At 27.5% G+C, this 24,348-nt stretch carries 34 protein-coding genes and 1 tRNA gene; 33 read left to right on the top strand and 2 right to left on the bottom strand.

Going from position 1 to position 24,348, the window contains the following annotated elements:
• Window positions 1–234: 234 nt before the first annotated feature.
• The gene (locus ABNK64_RS04770) at window positions 235–567 is read left to right on the top strand and encodes a hypothetical protein (RefSeq protein WP_349763659.1); all 333 of its coding nucleotides are present in this window, start codon (window positions 235–237) and stop codon (window positions 565–567) included.
• Here the strand turns inward: ABNK64_RS04770 and ABNK64_RS04765 are convergent.
• Window positions 562–1,155 carry a hypothetical protein gene (locus ABNK64_RS04765; RefSeq protein WP_349763658.1) on the bottom strand — a complete coding sequence of 198 codons (594 nt, stop codon included), beginning with the start codon at window positions 1,153–1,155 and terminating at the stop codon, window positions 562–564. The genes ABNK64_RS04770 and ABNK64_RS04765 overlap by 6 nt on opposite strands.
• 78 nt (window positions 1,156–1,233) lie before the next feature.
• Between ABNK64_RS04765 and ABNK64_RS04760 the strand changes: the two genes are divergently transcribed.
• From ABNK64_RS04760 to ABNK64_RS04750, 3 genes are all read left to right on the top strand, one after another.
• A complete protein-coding gene (locus ABNK64_RS04760) occupies window positions 1,234–1,386 on the top strand; it encodes a BC1881 family protein (RefSeq protein ID WP_349763657.1) in 153 nt (50 codons plus the stop codon).
• Window positions 1,387–1,529: 143 nt separating this feature from the next.
• Window positions 1,530–1,615, top strand: a tRNA-Ser gene (locus ABNK64_RS04755).
• 66 nt (window positions 1,616–1,681) lie between these two features.
• A complete protein-coding gene (locus ABNK64_RS04750) occupies window positions 1,682–1,864 on the top strand; it encodes a hypothetical protein (protein WP_349763656.1) in 183 nt (60 codons plus the stop codon).
• On the opposite strand, the gene ABNK64_RS04745 is transcribed toward ABNK64_RS04750, so the two are convergent.
• Window positions 1,837–2,331, bottom strand: coding sequence for a hypothetical protein (locus ABNK64_RS04745; protein ID WP_349763655.1), 495 nt, complete (start codon window positions 2,329–2,331; stop codon window positions 1,837–1,839). The genes ABNK64_RS04750 and ABNK64_RS04745 overlap by 28 nt on opposite strands.
• A gap of 550 nt (window positions 2,332–2,881) precedes the next feature.
• On the opposite strand from ABNK64_RS04745, the gene ABNK64_RS04740 reads away from it, so the two are divergent.
• The 29 genes from ABNK64_RS04740 to ABNK64_RS04600 all read left to right on the top strand — a co-directional run bounded on the left by ABNK64_RS04740 (window position 2,882) and on the right by ABNK64_RS04600 (window position 24,345).
• Entirely contained in the window at window positions 2,882–3,787 is a 906-nt protein-coding gene (locus ABNK64_RS04740; RefSeq protein WP_349763654.1) for a hypothetical protein, read from the top strand.
• Between the two features lie 14 nt (window positions 3,788–3,801).
• Entirely contained in the window at window positions 3,802–4,587 is a 786-nt protein-coding gene (locus ABNK64_RS04735) for an ATP-binding protein (protein WP_349763653.1), read from the top strand.
• A gap of 9 nt (window positions 4,588–4,596) precedes the next feature.
• Window positions 4,597–5,325, top strand: coding sequence for a DNA-methyltransferase (locus ABNK64_RS04730; RefSeq protein ID WP_349763652.1), 729 nt, complete (start codon window positions 4,597–4,599; stop codon window positions 5,323–5,325).
• The gene (locus ABNK64_RS04725) at window positions 5,325–5,606 is read left to right on the top strand and encodes a hypothetical protein (protein WP_349763651.1); all 282 of its coding nucleotides are present in this window, start codon (window positions 5,325–5,327) and stop codon (window positions 5,604–5,606) included. Before ABNK64_RS04730 ends, ABNK64_RS04725 begins: the two co-directional genes overlap by 1 nt.
• Before the next feature lie 96 nt (window positions 5,607–5,702).
• Window positions 5,703–6,098: a hypothetical protein gene (locus ABNK64_RS04720; protein WP_349763650.1), complete on the top strand. Its 396-nt coding sequence runs from the start codon at window positions 5,703–5,705 to the stop codon at window positions 6,096–6,098.
• 13 nt (window positions 6,099–6,111) lie between these two features.
• The gene (locus ABNK64_RS04715; protein ID WP_349763649.1) at window positions 6,112–6,327 is read left to right on the top strand and encodes a hypothetical protein; all 216 of its coding nucleotides are present in this window, start codon (window positions 6,112–6,114) and stop codon (window positions 6,325–6,327) included.
• Window positions 6,328–6,681 (top strand): VRR-NUC domain-containing protein, encoded by a 354-nt coding sequence (locus ABNK64_RS04710; protein ID WP_349763648.1) that lies wholly within the window; start codon window positions 6,328–6,330, stop codon window positions 6,679–6,681. It abuts the gene before it with no gap.
• 37 nt (window positions 6,682–6,718) lie between these two features.
• Window positions 6,719–7,018, top strand: a complete 300-nt coding sequence (locus ABNK64_RS04705) for a sigma factor-like helix-turn-helix DNA-binding protein (RefSeq protein WP_349763647.1) — start codon at window positions 6,719–6,721, stop codon at window positions 7,016–7,018.
• Window positions 7,015–7,230 (top strand): hypothetical protein, encoded by a 216-nt coding sequence (locus tag ABNK64_RS04700; RefSeq protein ID WP_349763646.1) that lies wholly within the window; start codon window positions 7,015–7,017, stop codon window positions 7,228–7,230. Before ABNK64_RS04705 ends, ABNK64_RS04700 begins: the two co-directional genes overlap by 4 nt.
• 95 nt (window positions 7,231–7,325) lie before the next feature.
• Entirely contained in the window at window positions 7,326–8,123 is a 798-nt protein-coding gene (locus ABNK64_RS04695) for a TRADD-N-associated membrane domain-containing protein (protein WP_349763645.1), read from the top strand.
• 27 nt (window positions 8,124–8,150) lie between these two features.
• Window positions 8,151–8,816, top strand: coding sequence for a hypothetical protein (locus ABNK64_RS04690; RefSeq protein WP_349763644.1), 666 nt, complete (start codon window positions 8,151–8,153; stop codon window positions 8,814–8,816).
• A gap of 19 nt (window positions 8,817–8,835) precedes the next feature.
• Window positions 8,836–9,468: a hypothetical protein gene (locus ABNK64_RS04685; protein ID WP_349763643.1), complete on the top strand. Its 633-nt coding sequence runs from the start codon at window positions 8,836–8,838 to the stop codon at window positions 9,466–9,468.
• Window positions 9,469–9,620: 152 nt separating this feature from the next.
• Window positions 9,621–10,202 (top strand): ParB/Srx family N-terminal domain-containing protein, encoded by a 582-nt coding sequence (locus ABNK64_RS04680; RefSeq protein ID WP_349763642.1) that lies wholly within the window; start codon window positions 9,621–9,623, stop codon window positions 10,200–10,202.
• The gene (locus ABNK64_RS04675; protein WP_349763641.1) at window positions 10,203–11,210 is read left to right on the top strand and encodes a radical SAM protein; all 1,008 of its coding nucleotides are present in this window, start codon (window positions 10,203–10,205) and stop codon (window positions 11,208–11,210) included.
• 5 nt (window positions 11,211–11,215) lie between these two features.
• Complete coding sequence (locus ABNK64_RS04670; protein ID WP_349763640.1) at window positions 11,216–11,872, top strand: DUF1804 family protein; 657 nt, start codon at window positions 11,216–11,218, stop codon at window positions 11,870–11,872.
• Window positions 11,872–13,212, top strand: coding sequence for a PBSX family phage terminase large subunit (locus ABNK64_RS04665; protein ID WP_349763639.1), 1,341 nt, complete (start codon window positions 11,872–11,874; stop codon window positions 13,210–13,212). Before ABNK64_RS04670 ends, ABNK64_RS04665 begins: the two co-directional genes overlap by 1 nt.
• Complete coding sequence (locus ABNK64_RS04660; protein ID WP_349763638.1) at window positions 13,199–15,325, top strand: phage portal protein family protein; 2,127 nt, start codon at window positions 13,199–13,201, stop codon at window positions 15,323–15,325. Before ABNK64_RS04665 ends, ABNK64_RS04660 begins: the two co-directional genes overlap by 14 nt.
• A complete protein-coding gene (locus ABNK64_RS04655; protein WP_349763637.1) occupies window positions 15,316–15,861 on the top strand; it encodes a phage virion morphogenesis family protein in 546 nt (181 codons plus the stop codon). The genes ABNK64_RS04660 and ABNK64_RS04655 overlap by 10 nt, the downstream gene beginning before the upstream one ends.
• Before the next feature lie 108 nt (window positions 15,862–15,969).
• Complete coding sequence (locus ABNK64_RS04650; protein ID WP_349763636.1) at window positions 15,970–16,131, top strand: hypothetical protein; 162 nt, start codon at window positions 15,970–15,972, stop codon at window positions 16,129–16,131.
• Window positions 16,115–17,101 carry a hypothetical protein gene (locus ABNK64_RS04645; RefSeq protein WP_349763635.1) on the top strand — a complete coding sequence of 329 codons (987 nt, stop codon included), beginning with the start codon at window positions 16,115–16,117 and terminating at the stop codon, window positions 17,099–17,101. The genes ABNK64_RS04650 and ABNK64_RS04645 overlap by 17 nt, the downstream gene beginning before the upstream one ends.
• Before the next feature lies 1 nt (window position 17,102).
• A complete protein-coding gene (locus tag ABNK64_RS04640; RefSeq protein WP_349763634.1) occupies window positions 17,103–17,471 on the top strand; it encodes a hypothetical protein in 369 nt (122 codons plus the stop codon).
• Window positions 17,472–17,473: 2 nt separating this feature from the next.
• Window positions 17,474–18,451, top strand: coding sequence for a major capsid protein (locus ABNK64_RS04635; protein ID WP_349763633.1), 978 nt, complete (start codon window positions 17,474–17,476; stop codon window positions 18,449–18,451).
• Between the two features lie 38 nt (window positions 18,452–18,489).
• A complete protein-coding gene (locus ABNK64_RS04630; RefSeq protein ID WP_349763632.1) occupies window positions 18,490–18,900 on the top strand; it encodes a hypothetical protein in 411 nt (136 codons plus the stop codon).
• Window positions 18,893–19,345: a hypothetical protein gene (locus ABNK64_RS04625; RefSeq protein ID WP_349763631.1), complete on the top strand. Its 453-nt coding sequence runs from the start codon at window positions 18,893–18,895 to the stop codon at window positions 19,343–19,345. The genes ABNK64_RS04630 and ABNK64_RS04625 overlap by 8 nt, the downstream gene beginning before the upstream one ends.
• Window positions 19,346–19,353: 8 nt before the next feature.
• Window positions 19,354–20,508: a phage tail sheath protein gene (locus tag ABNK64_RS04620; RefSeq protein WP_349763630.1), complete on the top strand. Its 1,155-nt coding sequence runs from the start codon at window positions 19,354–19,356 to the stop codon at window positions 20,506–20,508.
• 10 nt (window positions 20,509–20,518) lie between these two features.
• Window positions 20,519–20,971, top strand: a complete 453-nt coding sequence (locus ABNK64_RS04615; protein ID WP_349763629.1) for a phage tail tube protein — start codon at window positions 20,519–20,521, stop codon at window positions 20,969–20,971.
• An 11-nt stretch (window positions 20,972–20,982) separates the two neighbouring features.
• Complete coding sequence (locus ABNK64_RS04610) at window positions 20,983–21,360, top strand: phage tail assembly chaperone (RefSeq protein ID WP_349763628.1); 378 nt, start codon at window positions 20,983–20,985, stop codon at window positions 21,358–21,360.
• 168 nt (window positions 21,361–21,528) lie between these two features.
• Window positions 21,529–23,679, top strand: a complete 2,151-nt coding sequence (locus tag ABNK64_RS04605) for a phage tail tape measure protein (protein ID WP_349763627.1) — start codon at window positions 21,529–21,531, stop codon at window positions 23,677–23,679.
• Between the two features lie 12 nt (window positions 23,680–23,691).
• The gene (locus ABNK64_RS04600; RefSeq protein ID WP_349763626.1) at window positions 23,692–24,345 is read left to right on the top strand and encodes a hypothetical protein; all 654 of its coding nucleotides are present in this window, start codon (window positions 23,692–23,694) and stop codon (window positions 24,343–24,345) included.
• The last annotated feature ends 3 nt before the right edge of the window (window positions 24,346–24,348 follow it).

Raw genomic sequence — 24,348 nt, 5'->3', positions numbered from 1 at the left:
TTTAGGGTAAATTTACAATGGATTTTTTATTGAAATTTTATGCTGCAACTTCTTGGAATTCTATTATACACCAAACATTAAAAATGGCGATGGAAAATCCTCGTAGAAAAGAGGAAATTATAAATAAAGCAAAACTTTTATTTGAAAATTAATATTTTTTTATCCTTTTTATTGCAATATCGCTAAAAATGTTTTAAAAAAGATGTGATTTTTTACTGAAAAAAAGGAGGGGTTATGGAGTTGAATGAAAAGAATTTAGATCCAATGAAATTTTCTTTTTCCTCAAGGTATAAAACAATTGAAGAATTTATGGTTCTTAATTCTATTCTTATTTCTTTGTGTCAAGAAATACAAAAATTATATTATGAAGACTATGATTTCATGGATTCTATTTATGAAAGACAAAATACTCCTAAAGAATATAAAAAACAATATTTCAAACAACTTCTTATAAAAAAATTAGAAATTGAAAAAGAGATGAATAATATTTCAATAAAACTAGGTGTATTTCAAAAATATATTGCAGGAAAAGGTTGGAAATATTTAGATAATATAGAAGAATTATAAATCACTTAATATTCCTCTACTTTCATCTTCAATGTCATCAAATCTATCTTCTAGCTCATTATTTAAATATTCTTTTAAATATTTTTTTAGAGGTAGAGAACTTTGAATTAAGGATTTAAGTTTTATCTTTTTTATTGTAAATAACAAATCAATATTTAGATTTATTTTGTTACTAATTTCTTTAAATTTTTTTAATTCTTGGTCTTTAAATATAATGAATATTTTAGATACTATAAAAGGTTGTAGATAAAATGAACTTTTAAATAAAGGAAAAGTTTTATCTAAAGAAGTATAAGTATAATCTATTCCAGTAGTTGACTCAGTTATTTGTCTTACTGGATTAAATTTATTCTTACCAAAAGTTAAAAAAATATTATTTATATTTATTGGTTTTTCAGAAACTATATTTAAATATAAAATAAAACTTTTATCATAATGATTATATGTTTCACAAAATACTTTTAAATAATTTAACTTTTTATCATTATAAATTTTAATCAATCCTTTTATTAAAATAAAGAAAAAAGTACAAAGGTTAGTAATTATTAAAATAATATCAAAAGTTGTTTTTGATTGAAAAGTAATCATTTTTATCCCTCTTTTCTATAATGTGTTGTGGTAAATATATTATAACTTTTTGGAGGGATAAATTCAAGGAGGTGTGAGATGAGAACAGAGGAATTAAAAAAACTTAAAACTTTTGAATTAGTTGAGGAACTTAGTAAAAGAGAAGGAGTAGAAAAAATATATATAGAGCCATATCAAGAAATTAAAGTTAAAGTAGAAGGTCCCATGATTATTCTAAAAGTAATTGATTAAAGTTTTTTATATCTGTAATTTCCTTTTTTTATATAGGTATCCAAATATCTACCCACAGAACTTGCAGATAATAAAAAGTATATCATAAAAATAGCTTTCTTTGAAATAACTTGCATACACGTGACCGCACAAGCGGTGCTTATGGAGATATTGCCTAATGGTATGGCAGTAGATTGCTAATCTACCGAGTTAATAGCTCTTATGGGTTCGAGTCCCATTATCTCCGCCAATAGAATAAAAAATAGAATACTCTTTAAAAGAATTGATAAATGTCAAAAAGTATAGAGGAGAAGCTATGGAAGATAAAAAAGAAAATCTAGAATATCAAACAACCATTGAAAAGCTTGAAATTTCTATTAAAAAGAAAAAAAGAGCCAATAAAATATTATTTATTTTATTAAACTCTTTAATTTTAGGCACAATTGGAACTTTTGTTATAGTTTTATTAAACTATTTAGTTTCCTCTTTTTTTAAATAACATATTAAGATAGAAAGAACTTTTAATATTTCGGCATAAAATAGAGAAAACATAATAGCTTTGAAATATGATTTTAAAAAGGAAATAAATGTTTTTAAATTACTAGTTGGGTCTTGTTGAAAAATAATTTCTTTATCTAAACACAATTTTAAAAATAAAAGTAATAAAGCTAATTTTATACTACTTTTCATAATTTCATTTTTTTCTTCTGTATTATAAAAGAAAATTGTTGGAACAAAAATAAATACTCCTATAAATTCACTAGTTAAATTTAAGGGAAGATAAAGATTAAAGGGTTCAACTATAAGAGAAATTAAAAATACTCCAATAAAATCAGCCTGAGAAAATAATAACTTTTTGGAGATTTTTAAAATAAAATATAACAGTTCAGAAGAAATTACTAAAATAAAAAGGTATATTGCCCAAATAAGAACTATTCCACCTAGGATCATAAAAATATAACTCACTTTTTTATTCCTCCTTTCTATGATATTGTGGACAAATGTATTATAGCTTTTTGGAGGGATAAAATCAAATAACAGTTGGCAGATCTGTAAAACTGCCACAAATAAAAAAAGACCCCGCAGGGTATGAGGTCAGAATTATCTGTACTTTCTCACTAACCATACAATAATGATAGCAAGTAATCCACCTAGAAGAATTACTCCACCATCAAGATTGATGATTAGATTTTGAATTGTTACAGTCATTTCTGTACCTCCTTAGATTGTATGTTCTACTGCCTATAAAGTTCGTTACTCTTTATAGACATGAAATAAGCCTCCACCGAAGTGAAAGCTTAGTTCATAACGAATTTACATACAATCTAAGTTACCCGTACGGGTTTCTAGGTACTTTAATTATAACAAAATAATATCAAAAAGTCAAAGACAGTTTTTGTTTTATATCTGTTCATCATTTCCAAGCCACTAGTTCTAAAGGACTTAGGGAATGGTGGATAGGCATAAGATAAAAATAAGAGGACTAGTGGCATAGCTCCTCAAAGGAGGAATAAAAATGGAAAAAAATTCAATAAAACAATTACTTATGACAAGTAATTTTTATGTATTAAATAAACAATTAGTAAAAAGTCTTGGAATTGAAACAGCCTTCTTTTTGACAGCTTTAGTAGAAGCTGATGAGATGTTATCTGATGAAAATGGTTGGTTTTATCAAACAGTACCACAAATTGAAGAAATAACAGGCTTAACTAAACACAAACAAAATAATTCTATTAATGAGTTAATAGCTTTAGGTATTCTTTTACAAGAGAATAAAGGTATGCCTATGAAGAGATACTTTAAATTAGATTATAAAAAAATATCAGATATTTTATTTTCCAGCAGTCAAAAAAATGTCCACCAAGGAAGTAAAAAATTAGCTACCAAGGAAGAGAAAAATTTACCACCAAGGGAGCAAAAAATTGTCCACCATGGTGGAGAAAAATTAGCTACAAATAAAGAACTAAATATAAATAACTTAGATAAAAAACTAAATAATAAACAAAGTAGTAGTAGTGTAGATAAATCTACTCAACCACAACCATACGATTTAGAAAAAAAATCTATTGAGTTTAAAAATAATATTTTAGAACTAAGAGATATTATTATAAACTCTACTGGAGAAAATCCTCAAACAGTAGATATGGTATTTAAACCTGTTATGTACAGAGAGATAATAAAACCTTTATTAGCTAAAATAAAAACCAGTAAATTTTTAATGGGAGAAAAGGGCATAAAACCTAAACTATATACTTTCATAAGACAAGATGGAATAAATGGAATACTTGCAGGGTTATATGATGATTTCAAAACTGAGAAAACTAAATATAAAGGTGCTGAAATAATTACTATTGAGAATTTAGAAGAGAAAGCTAGAAGAGAAAAAGAACAAGAAGAGTTTGATAGAATGTTAGGACTGTAAGAGGAGGATAAAAAATGGAGATTATAGGAAATAAAGTACCAGTTTGTAAATATTGTGGAAAGGAGTATGTTGAGAATCTAAATATACCAGCTAATTTCCCTGACTTTATAAAACAGGCTATGAAATATATACCAGCATGTGATTGTGAGGAAAAGCAAGAAAAAAAGAGAAGAGAACTTGAAGAGAAAGAAAGACAAAAACAATGTTTGATGAATAAAGTTAAGAGATATAGAGATATATCTGTCATAGATAAAAAGTTCTTACAAAGTACTTTTGAAAACTCTAATATGTCTGATAAACATATGGGAATGTCTAAAAAATATGCTGATAAATTTATACTTGATGGAACAGCTCAAGGCGGGATTCTTTTCTATGGTGGTGTAGGAACTGGAAAAACATATGCTAGTGCTTGTATATGTAATCAACTTATGAATAATGGCAAAACAGTTCTTGTAATGAATTTAGGATTATATCTTCTCAAAATAATGAGAGAATGGGCAGAAGCTGAGAATGATGTTCTTAACTATGTTAAAACTTGTGATTTATTGGTAATAGATGATTTAGGAACTGAGAACATATCAGATTTTACAAGAGAAAAAATGTTTAATTTGATAGATACAAGATATAGAGCTAATAAGCCTATGATCATAACAACCAACTTAACTCCTATGGAAATAAAAGTAAAACTTGGAAGTAGAATAGCTGATAGACTAGCTGGAAGTTGTCTTGAGTATGAGGTCAAAGGAGAATCTAAAAGAAAATTTGATAAAAAAGCATTTGCAGAGTGGCTTACAGCATAAGGGGGAAAGATGGTAGAGTTATATCATGGAGATTGTCTTAAAATTATGGACCAACTTATTGAGAAAAATATAAAAGTTGACTTAATTTTAACAGATCCACCTTATCAAAAAACTAAAAATAAATGGGATTGTGTAATTCCTTTTGATGAAATGTGGAAAAGATTAAAAAAACTTAGAAAAGAGAATACTCCAATAATTTTATTTGGGCAAGGAATATTTAGTGCTAAGCTAATTTTATCTAATCAAGAAGAGTATAGGTATAGTTTGATATGGAATAAAGAACATCCTAGTGGATTTTTAAATGCTAATAAAATGCCTTTATCTTCACATGAAGATATTCTTGTTTTTTATAAAAAATTACCTACATACAATCCACAAAAATTTAAAGGAAAGCAAAATAATTCAACTGGAAATACTATAGCTCCTAAAATAAATAATAACTATAATAATTTTATTCAGAAAGATAATTCTGATAGATATGGAGATATGAAATTCCCTAGAAGTATTTTAAATTTTAAAAAACCTCATCCTAGTGTAATGATACATCCTACTCAAAAACCTACTGAGTTATTAGAGTATTTAATAAAAACATATTCTAATGAGAATGATTTAGTTTTAGATTTTACCATGGGAAGTGGAAGTGCTGGAGTAGCTTGTTCAAATACTAATAGAAATTTTATTGGAATAGAAATAGATAAAAAATATTATGAATTAGCTATAAATAGGATGGTGGGATAATGGATTTAGTTTTAAATTTAAAAAGAGAATATTTTCAGGAAATAAAGATAGGAACTAAAAAAGAGGAGTACAGACTATGTACTCCTTACTGGCAGAAAAGAATTGAAGGAAAATCATTTGATAGAATAATTATCAAATTAGGATATCCCAAAAGCTCTGAAATGGATAAAATATTAAAGTTTAAATGGCATGGTTATCAAATCAAAGAAATAACTCATAGAGAATTTGGTAACAAACCTGTAAAAGTATATGTAATTCAGTTAAAAGAAAGAATTTATTAGAGGTGATCTTGTGAAATTGGGCTCGGAATATTAATAATTATAAGTTTTTACTATGGAATAATACATCCACAAAATAAAAAATAAAAGGAGTTTTACATGGAGAGAAGAGATATTTTAAAATCTGAAATAACTGAACTTCAACAAAGACTAGGGATAAAACCTATTGTTACAAGAAATTTAAAATCTATTGAAGATTGTAGAAAAGCTTTAGTTGAGATAGCTAAACATTATGCTTCTGTTTCTCAATTAAGATTAGTTAATCCAGGATCAGAAACTGAACTTGATATTCTGAGAAAAAAAGTTGAAATACTACAAGGTGAAATAAAAAAATATAAAGATCAAAATTTAAAGTACTATGAGGAAGTAGCACACCTTACGGCCACTAACAAGAATTTAGAAGAGGATAAAAACGAATTATTAGTTAAAAATAATACTCTTTATTCTGTGATAAATAAGTTAAATAGTAAAAAATGGTGGCAATTTTGGAAATAGAGGAGTGGAATTAGTGATTATAAAAATAGCTGGAATAGTTTATATAATGCTTAGCACTTATAATACTATTATTTCTCTAATAAATGAGAAAGATTATGTAATAGAAACTTGGCAAGAGGATAAAATGGAGTTTGGTCTAAATTTATTGATAATAATAATTTTACTCTTATTTTCTCCAATAGTATATAGCATTAACACTTTAAAAAATGAGTATGGAGGAAAAGATTAAATGAAAGAAACAGATATTCAATCAACTATAATTAGATATTTAGCAATTCTTGAAACTCAAGGAAAATTATTTTTTAATAGAACTAATAATATTCCTCCAGTCAATAAAGACAGTAGAGGTAAGGTAATTGGATTTAGAAGATTACCAAATGGAGCAAAGAAAGGGATTCCTGATATATGGGTAATTATCAATGGTAAAACTATAGGTTTGGAGGTTAAAACTCCTACTGGAAAACAGAGTGAGGAACAAAAAGAGATTCAAGATAAGTTTATTAAAAATGGTGCAGACTACTATGTGGTTAGAAGTTATGAGGAAGTTAAAAACATACTAGACAAGTATTTAAAGAGTGCATAAAGAAACACATTAAGAGAAAAGGGAGGGAATACTGAATATGGGTTTTCAAATGAGCTTCGACGATTTTCTGAAAGGTGACTCTGTATTCTCTCATCGAGAAGAAAGTGAGCTTTTACAAGCTAAAAAAAAGATTAAAAATGCTATGATGAGCTGTATCTTTAATAGGTACAGCTTATCTTGTCGTGAAGTAGAAGTGTATAAACTATTTCATTATCAAGGCCTTAATCATAGACAAATTGCTAATTTATTAAATATAAAGAGAACTACTAGCAGGAACTATCTATACAGAGCCAATAAAAAAATAAATAAAATTAGTAAAAAAATGGAGGATTTATGAGAAAAGAACTCACTGATCTAGAAAAAATAAAATTATTATATGATTCTCTTTCCAGTATGGAGGAGATTACATTTGATAATAGATTGGATAAAATGAAGTTTAATAAGTATATGCTTTACCTTAACTATTTAGAATCTCAAGGTAAAATAAAAGTTAAGATGATAGAAAATTGTAGTAAAAGAGAATGGAAAATTATTGTTGAGAAGCTTTAAAACAAGGCTTCTTTTTTATTAAATGTAAATATTGACAGAAACTTCTTTTTTGTATAATATTTATTATAGAATATATTAAAAAGAGGGGAAAAAATATGGAAAAGAAAAAAATAAGTGATAATATATATGATGATATATATAATTTAGAATTTAATAAATCTAAAATATTAAAGGAACAACTCAATTCTTTAAAGAAAAGAGAAAAGTTTAATAGCAGATTAAAATTTATGTCATCAACTATGATGTTTATTAGTATCTTGCTTGTAATACTAATTATATCTTTAGTTTTTTTTAAAAAAGAAAGTGTTCAGTTATTTTTAAATTCAGATAAATTTGAATTACTGTTAACATTAATAATGACTATTCTTCCACTAATATTTCTTATTGAAAGTTTTTTTGATAAAAATTTAATATTTGATAAAATAAAAGAAACTTCAGATGAATTAGAATATTTAAATATAGAAAATGAATCTGATATAAAAAAGGCAGAAAAACAATTTAAATTACACCAAAATGAACTTCAAAAATATTATTCTCAGAATTTATCACATAGTCAGAAAATTTTTTACACAGGAATAGTTTGTATAGTTTTAGGTTTTGGAATAATAGTCTTTACAATGTGGATTCTATCTACTAAAAATATTAATAATACTCTTGAATTAATGATTACAGGGGGAATAGGAGGAGTCCTTTCTAATTTTATTGGTGTAATATATCTTAAAATGTATTCAGAAACTTTAAAAGTTTTGATAGAATTTCATAATAAATTAGTATATACTCATAATTTACATTTTAGTAATTACCTCTTAGCTAAAGTTGAAAATAAAGAATTGAAAGAAAAAATTTTACAAGAAGCTATTTTAGCAATTGTTAAAAAAGAAAAATTAGATTAAATAAAAATTTTTTAAAGGGAGGAATGTGTGAGAAAATTTTTAAAAAAACAATTTATTAAATTACTAATTTATATTATTATTTTAGGAGTTATTACTATATTATTTTTTTATTGTAATTGGAATAAAAACACTCTTTTATCTATTATTTCTTTAATAACTTCTATTTTTATAGCTTTTATGGGTAAAACATGGATAGATGATTATAAATTAGAAATAGATAGAGAGTTAGAAAATCATAAATTAAAAATAAATAAAGAATTGGAAAGTTATAAAATTAAGTTATCTAATTATACATTAGTTACTAAGTTACAATATGATTTGGAATTTTCTATATATAGAGAAATATATGGGGATTTAATGATGGTATTGAGTAGAATAGAAAGATTAAGTAATCTTTCTGATTCAAAAGATAGAATTTCATTATTAAATTCAGAGAAAAATAATTGGTATATTCTTAAGAAAAAATTAGAATTAAAAATGTTGCAAAATGCACCATTTTATAGTGAACAAATATTAGATAAAATCAGTAGTATAATTGAAGATCTTAATAAAATTGTTACTGAAATTGAAAAATTAAATAGCTCAGAAGATATATCCTTATTTTTAGAAGGAATAATAGTTGTTGGGAAAATAAAAGATTTAGGAGATTTAATAAAAGATAGAATTGAAAATATGAAGATTATAGAAAATTAAAATTATTTAGGGGGAGAAAATGCAAAAAATATTAACTATTCTAAGAGAACCTTATTTTAGTAATGTCGTTTTAATGCTTACTTTATTACTAACATTTTTTATATGGTTAAATGATAAAAGAAATAAAGAAAAAAGTTATGCACAAATAATTTTATTACAAATAAAAAATATTGAAATTACAGTACAAGAAATTAAAATTAATGGATTAACTAATGGGATCTTAAGTGAAAGTTTATTTTTAGAATTACCAATTTTATTTGAAAAAGATTATTGGGAAGAATATTCTCATTTTTTAATTAAAGATTTAGGAAAAGATAATTATGAGAAAATAAATAATTTTTATCAATGTTGCTCTAAAATAAAAAATTACCAAATAGAGGTAAAAACTAAATTGAGAGAAGCTTTATATTGGCGTGGTTATCATTTTTATAATACAAAATACCAAAATGATTTTAATGTATTTTCAACTGATGAACTTAGAAAACAAAATGAATTAAAATTTAATATATTGGAAAAAACTTCAGTTCCTCAAACATATATTCCTAATGAATTTCCACGTCAATTAACAAATTTATTAATAGAATATTCGCCTATTACAGATACAATAGCATATACTAAATTACAAAAAATTTCTAATAGGTTTGTTCTTTGAATTATAAAAATGAAATATCATATTTTTTCAAAGTCTAGTATTTACTAGACTTTTTTTATTTTTTTGAATAATTTTTTATAAAAACGTCACTATTAAATTAGTGACGTTTTTGTATTAGTGAGAGGATAAATAAATTAAGCTGGAGGTGTAAAATGCTTAATCTTGTATATATTGAAATAGAGAAATTGAAAACCTATGAGAATAATATCAAAGAACACACAGAGGAACAGATAAAAACTATTGCTAAAAGTATTCAAGAAACTGCTTTCAATGACCCAATAGGTATTACTCCTGATTATGAAATAGTTGAAGGTCATGGGAGATACTATGCAGCTAAATTATTAAAACTGGAAAAAGTTCCTTGTATAGTGATTGAGGGCAATCCTGAAAAGATAAGACTATATAGAATATTACATAATAAATGTTGCTTAGATACAGGATTTGATAGGGATAAATTAATGTATGAACTAAACTCATTAAAAATAGAAGGAATTGATATAGAAGTCTTTGGATTTACTGATAAAGATTTAGAAGTAGCTGAAATAGAAGCATTAGATGCAATAACTAATGAAAGTTTTACTTCATTGGCTGATGAGATAAAGAATGAAAGCTCTATCTTTACTATTAGCTTTAACTTCCCAGTAGATAAAAGAGAAAGAATAGAAGAGTTTATAAAATTAAAAACTAAAGAGTACTTTGTAAATAAGATTTTAGAAGAAATGGAGGGAAAGTAGATGCCAAGATGTGGAAGTCAAATTCCTATATGTGATGTTCCTATTAGGTTTGATACTTATAAAGGATGTAGTCATGGTTGTAAATATTGTTTTGTATTTAGAAAAATAGATATAAAGAATATAAAACTAGATGAAACACCCTCAGCATTATTAAATTTTATAAAAGGAAAAAGAAGTCAAGAAACCAATTGGTGTAGTTGGGATATTCCTATGCATTGGGGTGGTATGTCTGATCCATTTCAACCTTGTGAAAAGATACATAGAAACTCATATAAATGTTTAAAAGCATTAGCTGAAACTAAATATCCCTTTATAGTAAGTACAAAAGGAAAACTTATAGCAGATCCTGAATATTTGGAATTACTAAAACAATGTAATGCAGTAGTTCAAATATCTCTAGTTAGTCCTTTATATGACAAGATAGAACTAGGGGCTCCTACATATGAGGAAAGAATAGAGATTATAGAAAAAGTAGCAAAAGTAGCCAAGAGAGTAATTGTAAGAATACAGCCATACATGAGAGAAGCAAAAAAAGATATCTTAGATAACTTAGAAAGATATAAAAAGATTGGAGTATATGGGATAACTCTTGAAGGAATGAAATTTGCTAAAAAAGTAAAAGGAATGGAAAAAGTAGGAGCTGACTATGTATATCCATTAAACTTATTAAGAAAAGATTTTGAGGAGATAAAATTAAAAGCTCATTCTTTAGGTTTAAGAGTATTCATTGGAGAAAATAGATTAAGAAATATGGGAGATAACCTTTGTTGTTGTGGAATAGAAAACTTAGAAGGATTTACAGGAAATACATATAACTTAAATCATTTACTCTATGATAAGGAAAATATAAATATTACTAAAATTATGGAAGAAAAGGGTACAGCTAGAGTATTCGCTACACTTTATCAAAATACAGTTGCTAATAACTATATGAAAGATAAAAGTTTTAAAGAAGTAATGGAAGTAATAGCTAAAGATAAAAAATATACTGAGATACTAGGGAAGTGATACTGATGAGTAATCCTACTAGAGCTCCCACAAAGGAAGAAGTAAGAGAATACTATGAGCAAAATAATGTTTCTTTAAAAGAGTGTGCTAATCATTTTGGGATCTCTGAAAATACTGTTAAAAGTTGGAAGAAAAGAGATAAAGCTAAAGGTGATGATTGGGTGCACCTAATAAATAATTCGGGTGCACCCAAGGGGGCAGAGAGGAAATCAAAAAAGCAACTTATAAATAAAGCTAAATCAATAGTTATTCAAGGTGGCACTATAAAAGAGGCGTCAGAGAAAACAGGAGTTAAGGAAAGTACACTTCAAAACTATTCATCTAAAGAAAACTGGATAGAGCAACAAGAAAGATTTCTTAAAAATATATATGGAAAACTCCAAGAGGAAGAGGGAGAAAAACATATACAAAGGAGAAAAGAAGCTATTGATTATCTTAACTATATTCAAAAAAAAACTATGGCCAAGTTATCTAATGGTAACTTAGATAAAGAATATGTAGCAGTATTAAATACAGCAGTCAATATAGTTCAAAAGACAATAGAAGGACAGGCTCAACTATTAGGTATTCCTGAAATGAGAATGAATATTAAGAAAGATACTGATAATAAAGCTATCCCAACTAGTAATGATAGAAAAATCACTATTAAGGTGGTGAAGTAATGGAAGATATAGAACTCACTTTTGGAGAACACTTTGCAAACTTAATGCAGGATGATGATTTTGATATAGCATTATGGATAGGTGGTTATGGTAGTGGAAAATCTTTTACAGGATTTCTTAAAACTGTTCTTACAGGTTCTATTGAAAAAAGAAGAATGTTAGTAGTTCGTAAAGTCTATGCAACTTTAAAAGATAGTTGTTTTGAGGATCTAAAGGAAGCTATATCAATTTTGAATATGGAGAATGAATGGAAATATATTAAATCTCCATATGAATTTGAAAATTTAGTAACAGGAACTCAAATTATATTTAAAGGTATGGATGATTGGAGAAAACTAAAATCAGTAAAAAATATAGACTACATTCTCATAGAAGAAGCTGATGAGTTAACTCTCGATGATATAAAAGAGCTTAGAAAAAGGTTAAGGGTAAAAAATATCAGATGTAAATTAATAATGATGTGTAACCCTGTATCAAGAGGTAGTTCTATTTATAAAATGTTTTTTACTGAACAAGGATATAACATTGATGAAAACGAGTTATATGAGAAACGACTTATCAAATTCACAGATAAAATTAGTTTAGATAATGGAGAAGAGTTAAAACAAGTGGTAATGATACATCATTCTACCTATAAAGATAATCCACATCTTCCAGCAAGTTTTATTTATGAATTAGAAAGTGAAAAAGATCCTAGATTAAAGAGAATAGCTAAAGAAGGTAAATTTGGTGCTGATGGAGATTTAGTTCTATATAATGCTGTTTTTGAGAAACAAGTTTATGAAAGGTATGTTGAAGGTAGATTAAATAGAAAGGACCAGCATAGAGGGATTGACTGGGGATATTCAATTTCATATACCTGTGGTTTAAAAATGGCCGTTAATAGTAAGCTGAATGAGTTGTATGTTTATTGGGAATATTACAACAAAGGAAAATTAACAAAAGAACTATTTAAGGAATTAGAACCATTAAAAGAGGGTGGAAGAACTATCTATGCTGATAGTGCTTCAGCACAAACAATAGCAGACTTTTATGATGCTGGATATAACATTGATGGAGCAACAAAAGGAAAAGGCTCTGTTGAATACCATGAGCAACTATTAAGAAGTTTTTCAAGAATAGTAATAGATATAGATAGATGCCCACATACAAAAGAAGAAGCAGAAGAGTGTGTATATAAAAAAGATAAAAATGGAGATATCCAAGCTGGTAGATATAATATAGACCCTCACAGTTTTGATGCTATGAGCTATGGGCTTGATGAATATGATTATATCCCATTAAAAGAGAGAATTAGAAAGAAAAAATATATAGGAGTGACTGGAGGTGGAAAAAATTGAAAAGAATATATTAGGTAAAAAAGAACTAACTACATCTACTGTTATAAAACTATTTAGTGAAACTTATCCTGAAAGTTCAAATTTAAGTGATGAATTAATAAAAAGACTTTTAGAAGATATAGATATTAGTTCAGCTTTAGATAAAGTTGAAAGAGGAGTAGCTAGTAGAAAACTATTAATACAAACTGATGATATAGCTTTAGAAGAAAAAGCTAAAGAGATAGAGAAAAGGTTTTCAGGAATTAAATTCAATAGGATGCTTAACCATATGATTACAGCTAGATATTGGGGATATAGTTGTTTTGAAATAATTTATAATGAAGATTTTTCAATAAATACACTTATTCCTATTCCATATGATTATGTTACATACAAAGCTTATGAAAAAGAGTGGAAGATAAAGATAGGAAGTAATGAAATTCCTTTAAATAGAGAGAAATTCTTATTATGTATTCATAGATGGAATCCAGCTAGGCCAACAGGTACTAATATTTTTGAATCTTGTAAAACTTCTTTTCTAGATAAAGAAATGTATCAAAGACAACTAAGAGGACTTTCTAAAAAATATGGTGATGTTATTATTGTTTTTCCTTATGATGAAAACACAGAGTTTGAAGATATAAAAGAGCAAGCAGAACAAGTAGCCAATATGAAAGGACAAGATGTTGTTGCTATACCCGTTGGAAGAAACCAAAGTTTAAAAGATAGTTTTCAATTTATAAAATTATCAGATTTACAACCTGAAATATATACAGAGTTAGAAAATAGAGAAAAGGAAAAACTAATACAAAAAATATTAGGAGGAACTTTAACTATTAATAATGGAAGTGGAGTAGGATCTTATTCTCTTGGAGAGATACATCAGCAAGGATTAGAAGATGTAATTCAAGAGGTATGTAATTTTTGTACTGACAGTTTATATCAATTAATAGAGATTGATTCACATTTTTTTGGGTATGATCCAAATGATTTTACTTGGATACTTGAAAAAGTTTATTCTGAAGAAGAAATGCTTGAAAAAGATAGAAAAAAAGAGGAAAAATTAAGTTTAAAATTAGAAAATATGCAAAAATTATCAAACATTGGTTATAAGCTCACTAAATCTTATTTAGCAGAATTTTTAGGTATAGATGAAGATTTACTCGAAGAAAGTCCTGTACCTATGCCAAATGGAATATTACGAGGGGAGTTTTCAAAAACTAATAATGTAGACGACCGACTTTTCAATGTTGTTGAAGCTCAAAAGAAATTTGAGGAATATTTAAAAAAAAAATTAGATAAGTTTACTGAAAATATTGAAAATCAAATTATAGAGCAATTAAAAAATATTGAAGAGGGTGGAGAGTTTACTCTAAATCTTGATTTTTCAGAATTGGAAGATGATTTAATCTTATCTCAAGTAAGAGCATATGCAACAGCTAAAACTATTATATCAGGATTAAATATTGATGAGTTTGATCCTTTTGATATTCCTTTTCAAGAAGCTATTAAGTCTTTTATAGATAAAACACCTATTCTTTATGAAACTATTGAGAAGATAACTGAAGAGGTAAGAGCTCATTCTTTTTGGTTAAAGAAAAGCACAGATTTAGAAATGACTTCAAAACTCTTTGAAAATATGAAGAAAAACCTTGAGAATGGTGGAACATTAAAGCAATGGATAAAAGATAGTAAAGAAGCTATTGAAAAGTTAGGACTAGGAAAGCAAGGATATTACCTTGAAAATGTTTATAGAACTAATATGTTCTCTCAATATAGCATAGGTAACTATAAACAACTTAAAGAAGATGAGGAATTTTTTCCATATTGGCAATATCATGCTATTGAAGATAATAGAACAACTTCTATTTGTAGAACTCTAAATGGAAAAATCTATAAGTCAACAGATCCATTTTGGAATATCTATTATCCACCTAACCATTATCAGTGCCGTTCGACTGTAATTTGTCTATCTAAAGATGATATGAAAGAGTATGGTTATAAAGTGTCTAAGTATGATGAAACAATGACAGGAGAAGAGTTAGGAAACTTTAAAGGAAATCCAGCTAATACTTATTGGGAGGATATGGAGAAAAGAACTAATGAAAAACAAGGTGTTTTTGTATGGGAGTAAAAACTACTAATAATTCTTCAAAAAGAATAAAGCAGATTTTGAAAAATTGTAGTGATTTTAAAAAGCCATTAAAAATAATAGCTAGAAATATGAAAAATGAAACTTTAAGAAATTTTGATAATGAAACAAGTTATCTAGGAGCAAAGTGGAAAAAGTCTGCTAGAGCTAAAAAAGATGGTGGAAAAACTCTACAAGATACTGGAAGATTATATAACTCTTTTACAAGATATTCTGATAATAATGTTGCTAGAGTCGGAACTAATGTTATATATGCTAGAGCTTTAAATCATGGATTGAAAAAAGGAGAGAATGGGACTGTTAATGCAATAGTAAAAACTCATTATAGAAAAGTTAGATATAAAAAGAAAAATGGCGAATATGCAAAAAATAAGAAAAGAGTAAAAGTAAGGGCTCATGTAAGGACTATAAAAGTCCCTTGGGGAGATATTCCAGGATATAAATTTTTAGGAATATCACCAAAAATGAGGATGAAATATAAAAATATACTCTTACAACATATTTTGAAAAGGAGATAGCATGGGAAATGGATTTTTAGATTTGAGTAAATGGATTCTTATTGGTAAAGGAACTTATGCTAAAGGGATTCCATGTTCATATTTTTATAGAAGAGGGAGGTAGATAAGATGATAACAACAGCAGGACATTTATTTGTAGGAGTAGTTATAGGAATTACTGGTGGTTTAATTTGGGGAGTAATTAGAGAAAGAAAAGGTAAAAATAAGAAATATATTTTCTGGGGACCTAAATTAATAAAAAAGGAGGATAAAAATGCCAAAAATATTTAAAGCTGGGAACTATGGAGCAAAGGGGAACTACACAGTAGAAAATCTTAAAAGTTGGATAGGGAAAGAGTTCTCAATCACAGCTGGCCATATTGGAGACTGGCAAAAGAATGGCTACCCAATAACAGCTATTCCAATTGCTGGAAGTTGTAAAGTTACCAATGTTGATGAGAATGGATATTTGATAGGAGAATTTAACTATAATTCCTTTGGAGAAAGTATTAAGGAACAATATCCTAATTTATCAATCGGAATAGGTAATAATGGAGAGCCTAACCATTTAGCATTATTGGGATATGCTCCACCTCATCTAAAAGATTTAGATAAGTCTTTTAGTGAGTTTTCTCAAGATTTAACATCACTAGAAACAACTCAAACAATAGAATTTGCAGAAGATGAGCAAAGCAAAATTGATGAATTTGTAAATTTTATTAGAGATGTTGATGCATCAAAAATAAAATTAGGAAATTTATTTGATGCATTATGGGATAAAGATAGTGAAAAATCAGCAGTAGATAAATTAAGAAATGCTGGATATACAGTAGAAAAAACTACTGAATTTTCAAAAGAAATTCTTGGAAGTATTGCTAATAATCTAGGATATATCTTAGCTGAAAAAACTGTTGAAAATTTAACTCAAGCTGAAATATATGAGAAAGTTAGAGCTGAATTTGCTAGAGATACTGAGAAAAAAGAAGTAAAAGATAAAATTATGAAGATGTTTCCACCTGTTATGCATAACATTATTGAATTTGCAATAAATAAAGCATTTGATGAGAAAGAGTACTCAAATATTATTGAGTTCTCAGAGGAAGAAAAGGGAACAATGGCCAATAAATTAAAAGAGTTTTCAAAAGGAGATGGTCCTTTTAAACATCTTTTTGAAAATTATATAAATAATAATGATTTTTCTAAACAAGAATATGATCCAATCAAAGATGCTAAAGAAACAGCAGAACTAGGAGGTTATTAGAATGGGATATTTGAAAAGAGAAGAAAGAAAAGAAAGCAGAAGTTTTAAAAGATTACAACCTGATATGAGAATAATATTGGGAAAAGGAGAGGTAAAACATCTTCAAGCTATAGCACAAAGTAAGGCTGATGGAAAGTTTTATGCATACAAAGCTGGAGATGAAAACTTAGGAGTAATAGCTGGGCTATATACTGGAGAAGATATAAATGTTACTTCAACACAAGGGACAGGAAGAATTTCAACTCAAATAATAGTAGCTCAAGATGATATAAAAGGTATTGATTGGGCAAAAGATTTTACTGCATTATCACAGTTAAAACTTGCTGGTGTTATTTTTGCACCATTAATTGTAGGAACTAAGGAGGCTTAAATATGGATAAAAGAATGATTTATTTAATTTCGTTAATTGCAGAACTTTCAAAGAGAATGGATATTCCTAGAGTTTATTCAACAAAATTTTTAAACTCAGGAAATAAATATCTATCTCCTACTGAAAGAATAAGAATAGAAGATTTAACAGATTATTTTGTTACAGCTGGAATTGTAGGAAGAGATGAAATTCTACCTATAGTAGATAAAAATGGATTTGCAGTTACAGAGTTTGAACCAGATATCATTGGAGCACAAGCTTTATTCTCTCCAAGTGATATTATTCAACTTCAAGCAGGTATTCCACTAATCACTTCAACAGGAAATGAGATTCCAACTATAAAACAATTAGAAAATAAATATTCAAGAATTATTGCAGCTGCTCTAGGAAATAAATTTGAAAGAATGTGTGCTGAAGCATATTTAAAAGGGACATATGTAGATAAAGATGGCGTACTTATTAATGTTGGTGTTACTGAGAATAAATCTTTATCATTTACAGCTAAAACAGTTTATTCAGATGAAATATTAGCTTTATTACTAAAATATCATACTAAACATGGTATGTTCCCTAAAGTAGAAATTGGAGAAAAGGTGTTTACAGCTTTAAAAAATGAAGCAAATAATACTAGACAAAATATCAATAATGTTAAGTTTGTATTTGGTGAACAACCTTATTTAGAATTAGGAGAAAAGAAAATAGAACTTTTAACAAATGGTAAAGATGCAACAGGAGAAGTAATTGATACTCAAAATATGATTATTTTATCAGATCCAAAAGGATTAGCAGTAGGATATGGTTGCTTGATGTATGGAGATATTAAATCAAATGAATCTAAACTTATTAGAGCAGAATTAATTGCTGGAGATACTAGAGTTGAAGAAACATCAGGATCTAAAGGATTATGGGGTAAATCAGCTCCAATGCCAATAGTTCTATCTTTAGAAAAATTTGAAAGATATGAAGTAACATTTGCATAGAAGAGGAATAAATCCTCTTCTACTTTAATGGAGGGATTATGGAAGAGATTGTTATACCTCAAATAACTATAGATTATTTTGAAGAAGTATATATAGAGCATATAACTAATTCACTTAGAATAACAAGAGAAGAACTTGAAAGAAAATTAGATAGTATAGAAGCTATCTCTATCAATAAAAAAGCTGAAAGATTCATAACTACATATTTAAAAAATAAAACAGATAAGTTAACAGAGGATAACTGGATAGCAGCCAAAGAGCTATATATTCAATGGAAATTATTTGAAGGGATAGAGCTTGAGGAAGAATCAAAAGATAAAAAAGAAACATTAATTGAACTGTTGGAACTTTTTAAAAATGAAGTTATAGAACTAGAAGAAGAGGAAGTTTCTAAGCAAAGAAAACCAGCTAAATTAATAGTTTTTAGTCAAAGAGGTATAAATGATTAATAAAAGATTGGCTTTTTTCAAAGAAAAATTTGAAAAAGAAAAGGGTAGAGAAAGATGGAGAGCTTTCTATCAAGATGATTTTATTGATGAGAAAGTAGAAGGAAATACTGTTTATTTTGTTATTACTGGTGAGGAAGAAAATAAGAAACAAAAAACTATTAATTTTTCAATATTTTATTCTAAATCTAGTTCAAGATATGAATTGTTAGATTTTAGAAATGAAGTAAAAGAATTTATTAAGTATCTTAAAAATAACTTTGAAACTTCAAATTTTTATAATATTGATAATTCATATAAAATTGAATATTCAACTATAGCAGATAGAGGTGGAATAAGAGTAGCTGAAATTCAGTGTAGTTATGATTGTACAAGAGATATATTAGATGAAGGATTATTTAAAACTATAGAAAAATTAAATGATAGTTATATCTTAAATGACAAATAGGAGGAGATATGGCACTAAATGGAAAACCAAAGTTTAAACTTGATTTTATAGAAAGAGCTGCTGTTGCTTTAAGTAAAAGTATTAGAGGTGTGTTGGCAGTAATTATGTTTGATACAACATCTGAAGAATTTACTAAAAAAGAATATTATTCAGCAGTTGAAATTGATAAAAAAGATTGGAGTGATGAAAACTTCAAGGCTTTAAAAGCTATGGCTTTTAGAGGAAATCCTTTTAAAGTCGTAGTATATAAAGCAACTAAAGAAAACATTAAAGAGGTTCTAAAAGAAATAAAAATAGATGAACCTAACTATTTATGTTGTCCTTTTACAACAGGAGAAGATAAGCCTGAAACATTGGTATCTGATTTAGAAAGTTGGATAAATTCAATAAGAAATGACGAAACAATTAAACTTGGAAATGATATTTCTACAATAAAATTAGTTGTATCATCATCAGCTAAACCTGATAAACCTTGGATAATAGATTATGATTCAAGGCAAATAGCTCACACAATAGTTGATTTTGAAGATAAAGCTTATACAGCACAAGAATATACATTATGTATAGCTTCGTTATGTGCTGGAGCTCCACTCAATGCTTCTATAACTAATATGGAACAGTCTTGGTTAAAAGCATTTAAGACTAGTGTTGAAGATGAAAATACAGCAATTGGAGAAGGAAAATTATTAACAACTTTTGATGGTAAAAAATATACAATTCTGAGAGGAATCACATCATTTACAACTGCAACAGACACAAAGAATAGAAGTTTTACAAAAATAAGAAAAATGGAGATTATGGATCTTCATCAAAAAGATATAAGAAATGTTTTTAAGGAAAGCTATAGAGGTAAATATCAAAATATCTATTCAAATAAATTATTATTTTTAGGTGCAGTTAATGCTTATTTAAAAACATTTATAAAAGCTGGTCAATTAGATCCAGCTAATGAAAATAGAATGAAGATCGATACTGAAGCTGTTAGAGATTACATCATAGGAAAGGGAACTTATAAAGGTAAACCAATATCAGAAGAGGAAGCTAAGAAATTAACTGAATACGAGTTATTAAGAGCAAATACAGATGATATATTATTTGCCTATATTCCTGACTACAAACCTACAGATGTAATGGAGGAATTTGAAGGAGCAGCTTATTTATAGGAGGTAAAAAATGGCTGGAGAATTTAACTTTAAACCAGGTGATGTAGTAAATGGTTCATTTGGTAAAGTATATATGGATGGAAGAAATATAGCAGAAATATTAGAGTTTACAGGAAAATTAAGTTTAGAAGGAAAGGATGTAAAACTTGCAAATGGAGAAACAGGAAAAAAGAATACATCTAGTTCTTTAGAATTGACAATAAAATTACAAAAGGTATTTTCTCAAGAATTAAAAATTTTGGAAAATGTAAAAGCTGGAAAATTAAATAATTATTGTGATTTGAATATACAGATAGATGACCCAGATGCATATGGAGCAGAGGCAATAGCTATTTCAAATTGCTTATTTACAGGTGATTTTGATATTTTATCTTTCCAAAGAGGAGAACTTTTAGAAAGAGAGATTACTTTATCAGCACAACCAAGCAATATTGATATTTTAGAGAGTATTGAAGATATATAGGAGGAAAATTAATGGATATCAAAGAATTAATAGATAATGCAGAGAGAATAAAGGATAAATCTAAAATAAAAAGAACATCAGTTAAGGTAAAAATACCAAGATTTGAAGAATTAGGTTTTGAAGAACCTTTTGTTACATTAGAAAAACCTAGTTCATCTATATTATTAGCAATGACAGAAAGAAGTGATAAATTTTACTTACTTTCAGAAGCTATTATTAATCCTGATTTATCTAACAAAGAAGTTCAAACAGTTTTTAAAGTAAATAATAAATTGGCACTTTTGAAGAAAATATTTACAGAGGAAGAATTAGATGACCTTTTACAGCATGTTGGAAGACTAAATTTAACTCAAAATAGAGCAGTATTAATAAGTGATATAAAAAACTAATTAAATCTAATGATAGATTATACGGACTCTATCATTGGAGCTTAAAAGGACAGAATATATTTTCTAAACCTCTTATAGAACTAAATAGTATAGAACAGGCATTTTTAGAAGCCTGTTTTATATTAGAAAAGGAAGAAGAAAAACAAGGGATAAGAAATAGGAGGTTATATGGCTAGAGAAGTAGATTATATTGAAATTGTTGCTCAAGCAAAGGGACAACAAGAATTACAAAAAGTTGGTGGCATAGTTGATGAACTGATGGAAAGAGCTAAAAAAGCTGGAGTAAGTGTAGATGATTTAGCTGAAAAAATGAAAAAGCTTGGAAAAAAAGCTGAAAATACTCAACCTTATAATGCTTTTATAGGAAAGATGAAGCAGATAGCTGGAATTGCAATAGTTGGAATGGGTATAAAAAAATCCATTAATATGTTCACTGCGTTTGATGACGTGGCTCGTAGAGTTCAAGGGACAACAGGAGCTAATGCTGAAACAATGGAGCTATTAAGATTCCAAGCTAAAGAACTAGGGAGAACAACTTCTTGGAGTGCTAGTGAGGCAGCTGAAGCACAATTTGAATTTGCAAAAGCTGGATTTAGTAACAATGAAATTTTAGCAGCAACTCCAGGAATATTAGATACAGCAACAGCAGCACAAATGGGATTAGCTGAAGCTACTGAAATAACAGCTGGAGCTTTAAGAATGTTTGGTTTAGATGCTAGTAAATCTACACAAGTAGGAGATATGCTTACCAAAACGGCTAGTTCAACTACTACTGATGTTAGGAATTTAGCTGAAAGTTTAAAATATAGTGGAAATGGAGCTAAGCAATTTGGATTAAGTTTAGAACAAACTTTAGGAATTTTAGGTCAGTTAGGAAATTTATCACTAAAAGGATCACAGGCTGGGACTGCTTTACAAGCTGTATTTTCTACTTTACAAAATAATAAAAAACAAGAAATGTTAACTAAAATAGGAGTACAACTTACAGAAGATGGAAGTTATAGAAATATATTAGATATTATTGAAGATATTAAAGATAAAACTAAAGGAATGGAAAAAGCTCAAAGAGAAAGTTTTATAAGTCAAGTATTCCAAGAGCAAGGTTCTCAAGCAATGAATAGATTATTAGATACTCCTAAGGAAGAGTTAGATAAACTTATAAATGAAGTCCAAAGTTCAAGTGGTTTTGCTAGTCAACTTGCTAAAATACTTGGAGCTGGTGTTGGAGGAGCATTTAAAAACTTAACTTCAGCAACTGAGGGATTAGGTATATCGTTTGGACAATATTTAGCTCCAGCAATAATAGATCTTATAAATGTAGCTACACAACTTATTTCAGCAGGAACAGGTTTTATTGAGTGGTTAAACTCTGGAAGCTATGTAGCTGAAACTATGACCTTTACTATTACAGCACTAACGGCTGGTTTCTTAGCATATAAAGGAGTTTTAATTGCTACTACTATATGGGAGAAAGCTTTAACAACAGCTAGTGCTATAAAAAATGGTATTTTATTTGCTGGAAATATTGTTATGTCAGCAGCTACCATTGTAACTGCTCTTTTCACAGGAAATATGTTTTTAGCGACAACAGCAACGACTGCTTTAACTGCTGCTTTAGGAATTTTAGTCTCTCCTGTGGCTTTGATAGTAGGTGCTATTGTAGGGCTTGGAGTAGGTTTTTATATGTTATATAAAAAATCTGAAAGATTTAGAAATACAATAGCTCCATTAATTGATAAGTTAAAAAGTTTATGGGGTTGGATTAAAAAATTTAGTTTTGTTGAGGGAATAATTGATTTTGGAAAAAATGTATATAACAAAGCTAAAGATTTTGTTACTGCTGGAACTCAAGGTAAAACAAGAGAAGAAACAGAAAAAGAGATACAAGATAGAGTAAATCAAGTAAGGAATAATCCTAACCAAGCTTCTAATGAGATAAATGCTGGAACAGGGCAAGGAGTAAATACAGACTATTTACTAAGTGGTAGTGGTACAAGTAATGATAAAATTAAACATAACGGATATTATCTAAAAGGAACTAAAAATAATAGTGTTAATGGAAATATTTATAATAGTAATTCTAATAGTTCTACTTCAAATAATATTTATACCTCAGCCACTGTTGAAAAGACTATTGAAGAAAAAATGTTAGATACATTATTGGCCATAAAAAATCTTTTAAGTTTCAAAGGAGAAAAGAGCAATAATACAGCTACTAATAACTCTCAAATAGTTATTAATATCAATAAAGGTGATAGTGTAGAAGATATTATTTCTCAAGTTGTTGAAGATTTAACAATTGCTTTAGGAAATATCTAGGAGGTGGTAAATATGATGACAGAAGCACTTGAAAAATTATTACAAACTAGTTCTTTAGCTAAAATTGACCCTCAAACACAATTGAGTGAATGGGCCACAAATAAAATAACTGGAGGAATAGCAAGTAATATAAATCAGATAGTTCAAAATACTCCATTACTTAGAAAATTATATTCGTTTGTAAGAATATTTAAAGAGATAAAAATATCAATAGCAGAAGAAAAGAATGGAGTTGAACTTTCAATATTTACCTTTCCTGTTACAGCATCAAATATAAAATTTATTGGAAATGATAATACTATTGAGGAAGTTGATACAATAGCTGGAAAAATAAACTATAAAAAAGATATTGATTTTAAGGTAGTTGGTTTTTCCTCTTTCTTTCCAAACACCTACTATTCTTTTTCTAATGATTACAAATATTTTGGAATAGATTGTGTAAATAAAGTAGATGAATTAAAACTAAAAGAAACTCCAATTAAACTTGTAATTACGGGAGTAGGATTAGTTTTAAAATGTTATATCTCTAAATTTGAATATAATACAACTCCTGAGGGAGATATTAACTATAGTATTGAGTTCGAAGAAGCTAAAGATCCAAGCATTTATGAAACACAATCTAAAAATTATGTATTTAAGCCTGAAGCTTTTAACTTGAGTAAGTAGGTG

Origin of the sequence: Fusobacterium sp. SYSU M8D902 (genome assembly GCF_040199715.1) — a bacterium.
In the GTDB taxonomy this organism is placed as follows: Bacteria; Fusobacteriota; Fusobacteriia; order Fusobacteriales; family Fusobacteriaceae; genus Fusobacterium_A.
The sequence above is the reverse complement of the archived record's forward strand: the minus strand, read 5'-3'. Positions and strand labels throughout refer to the sequence as shown.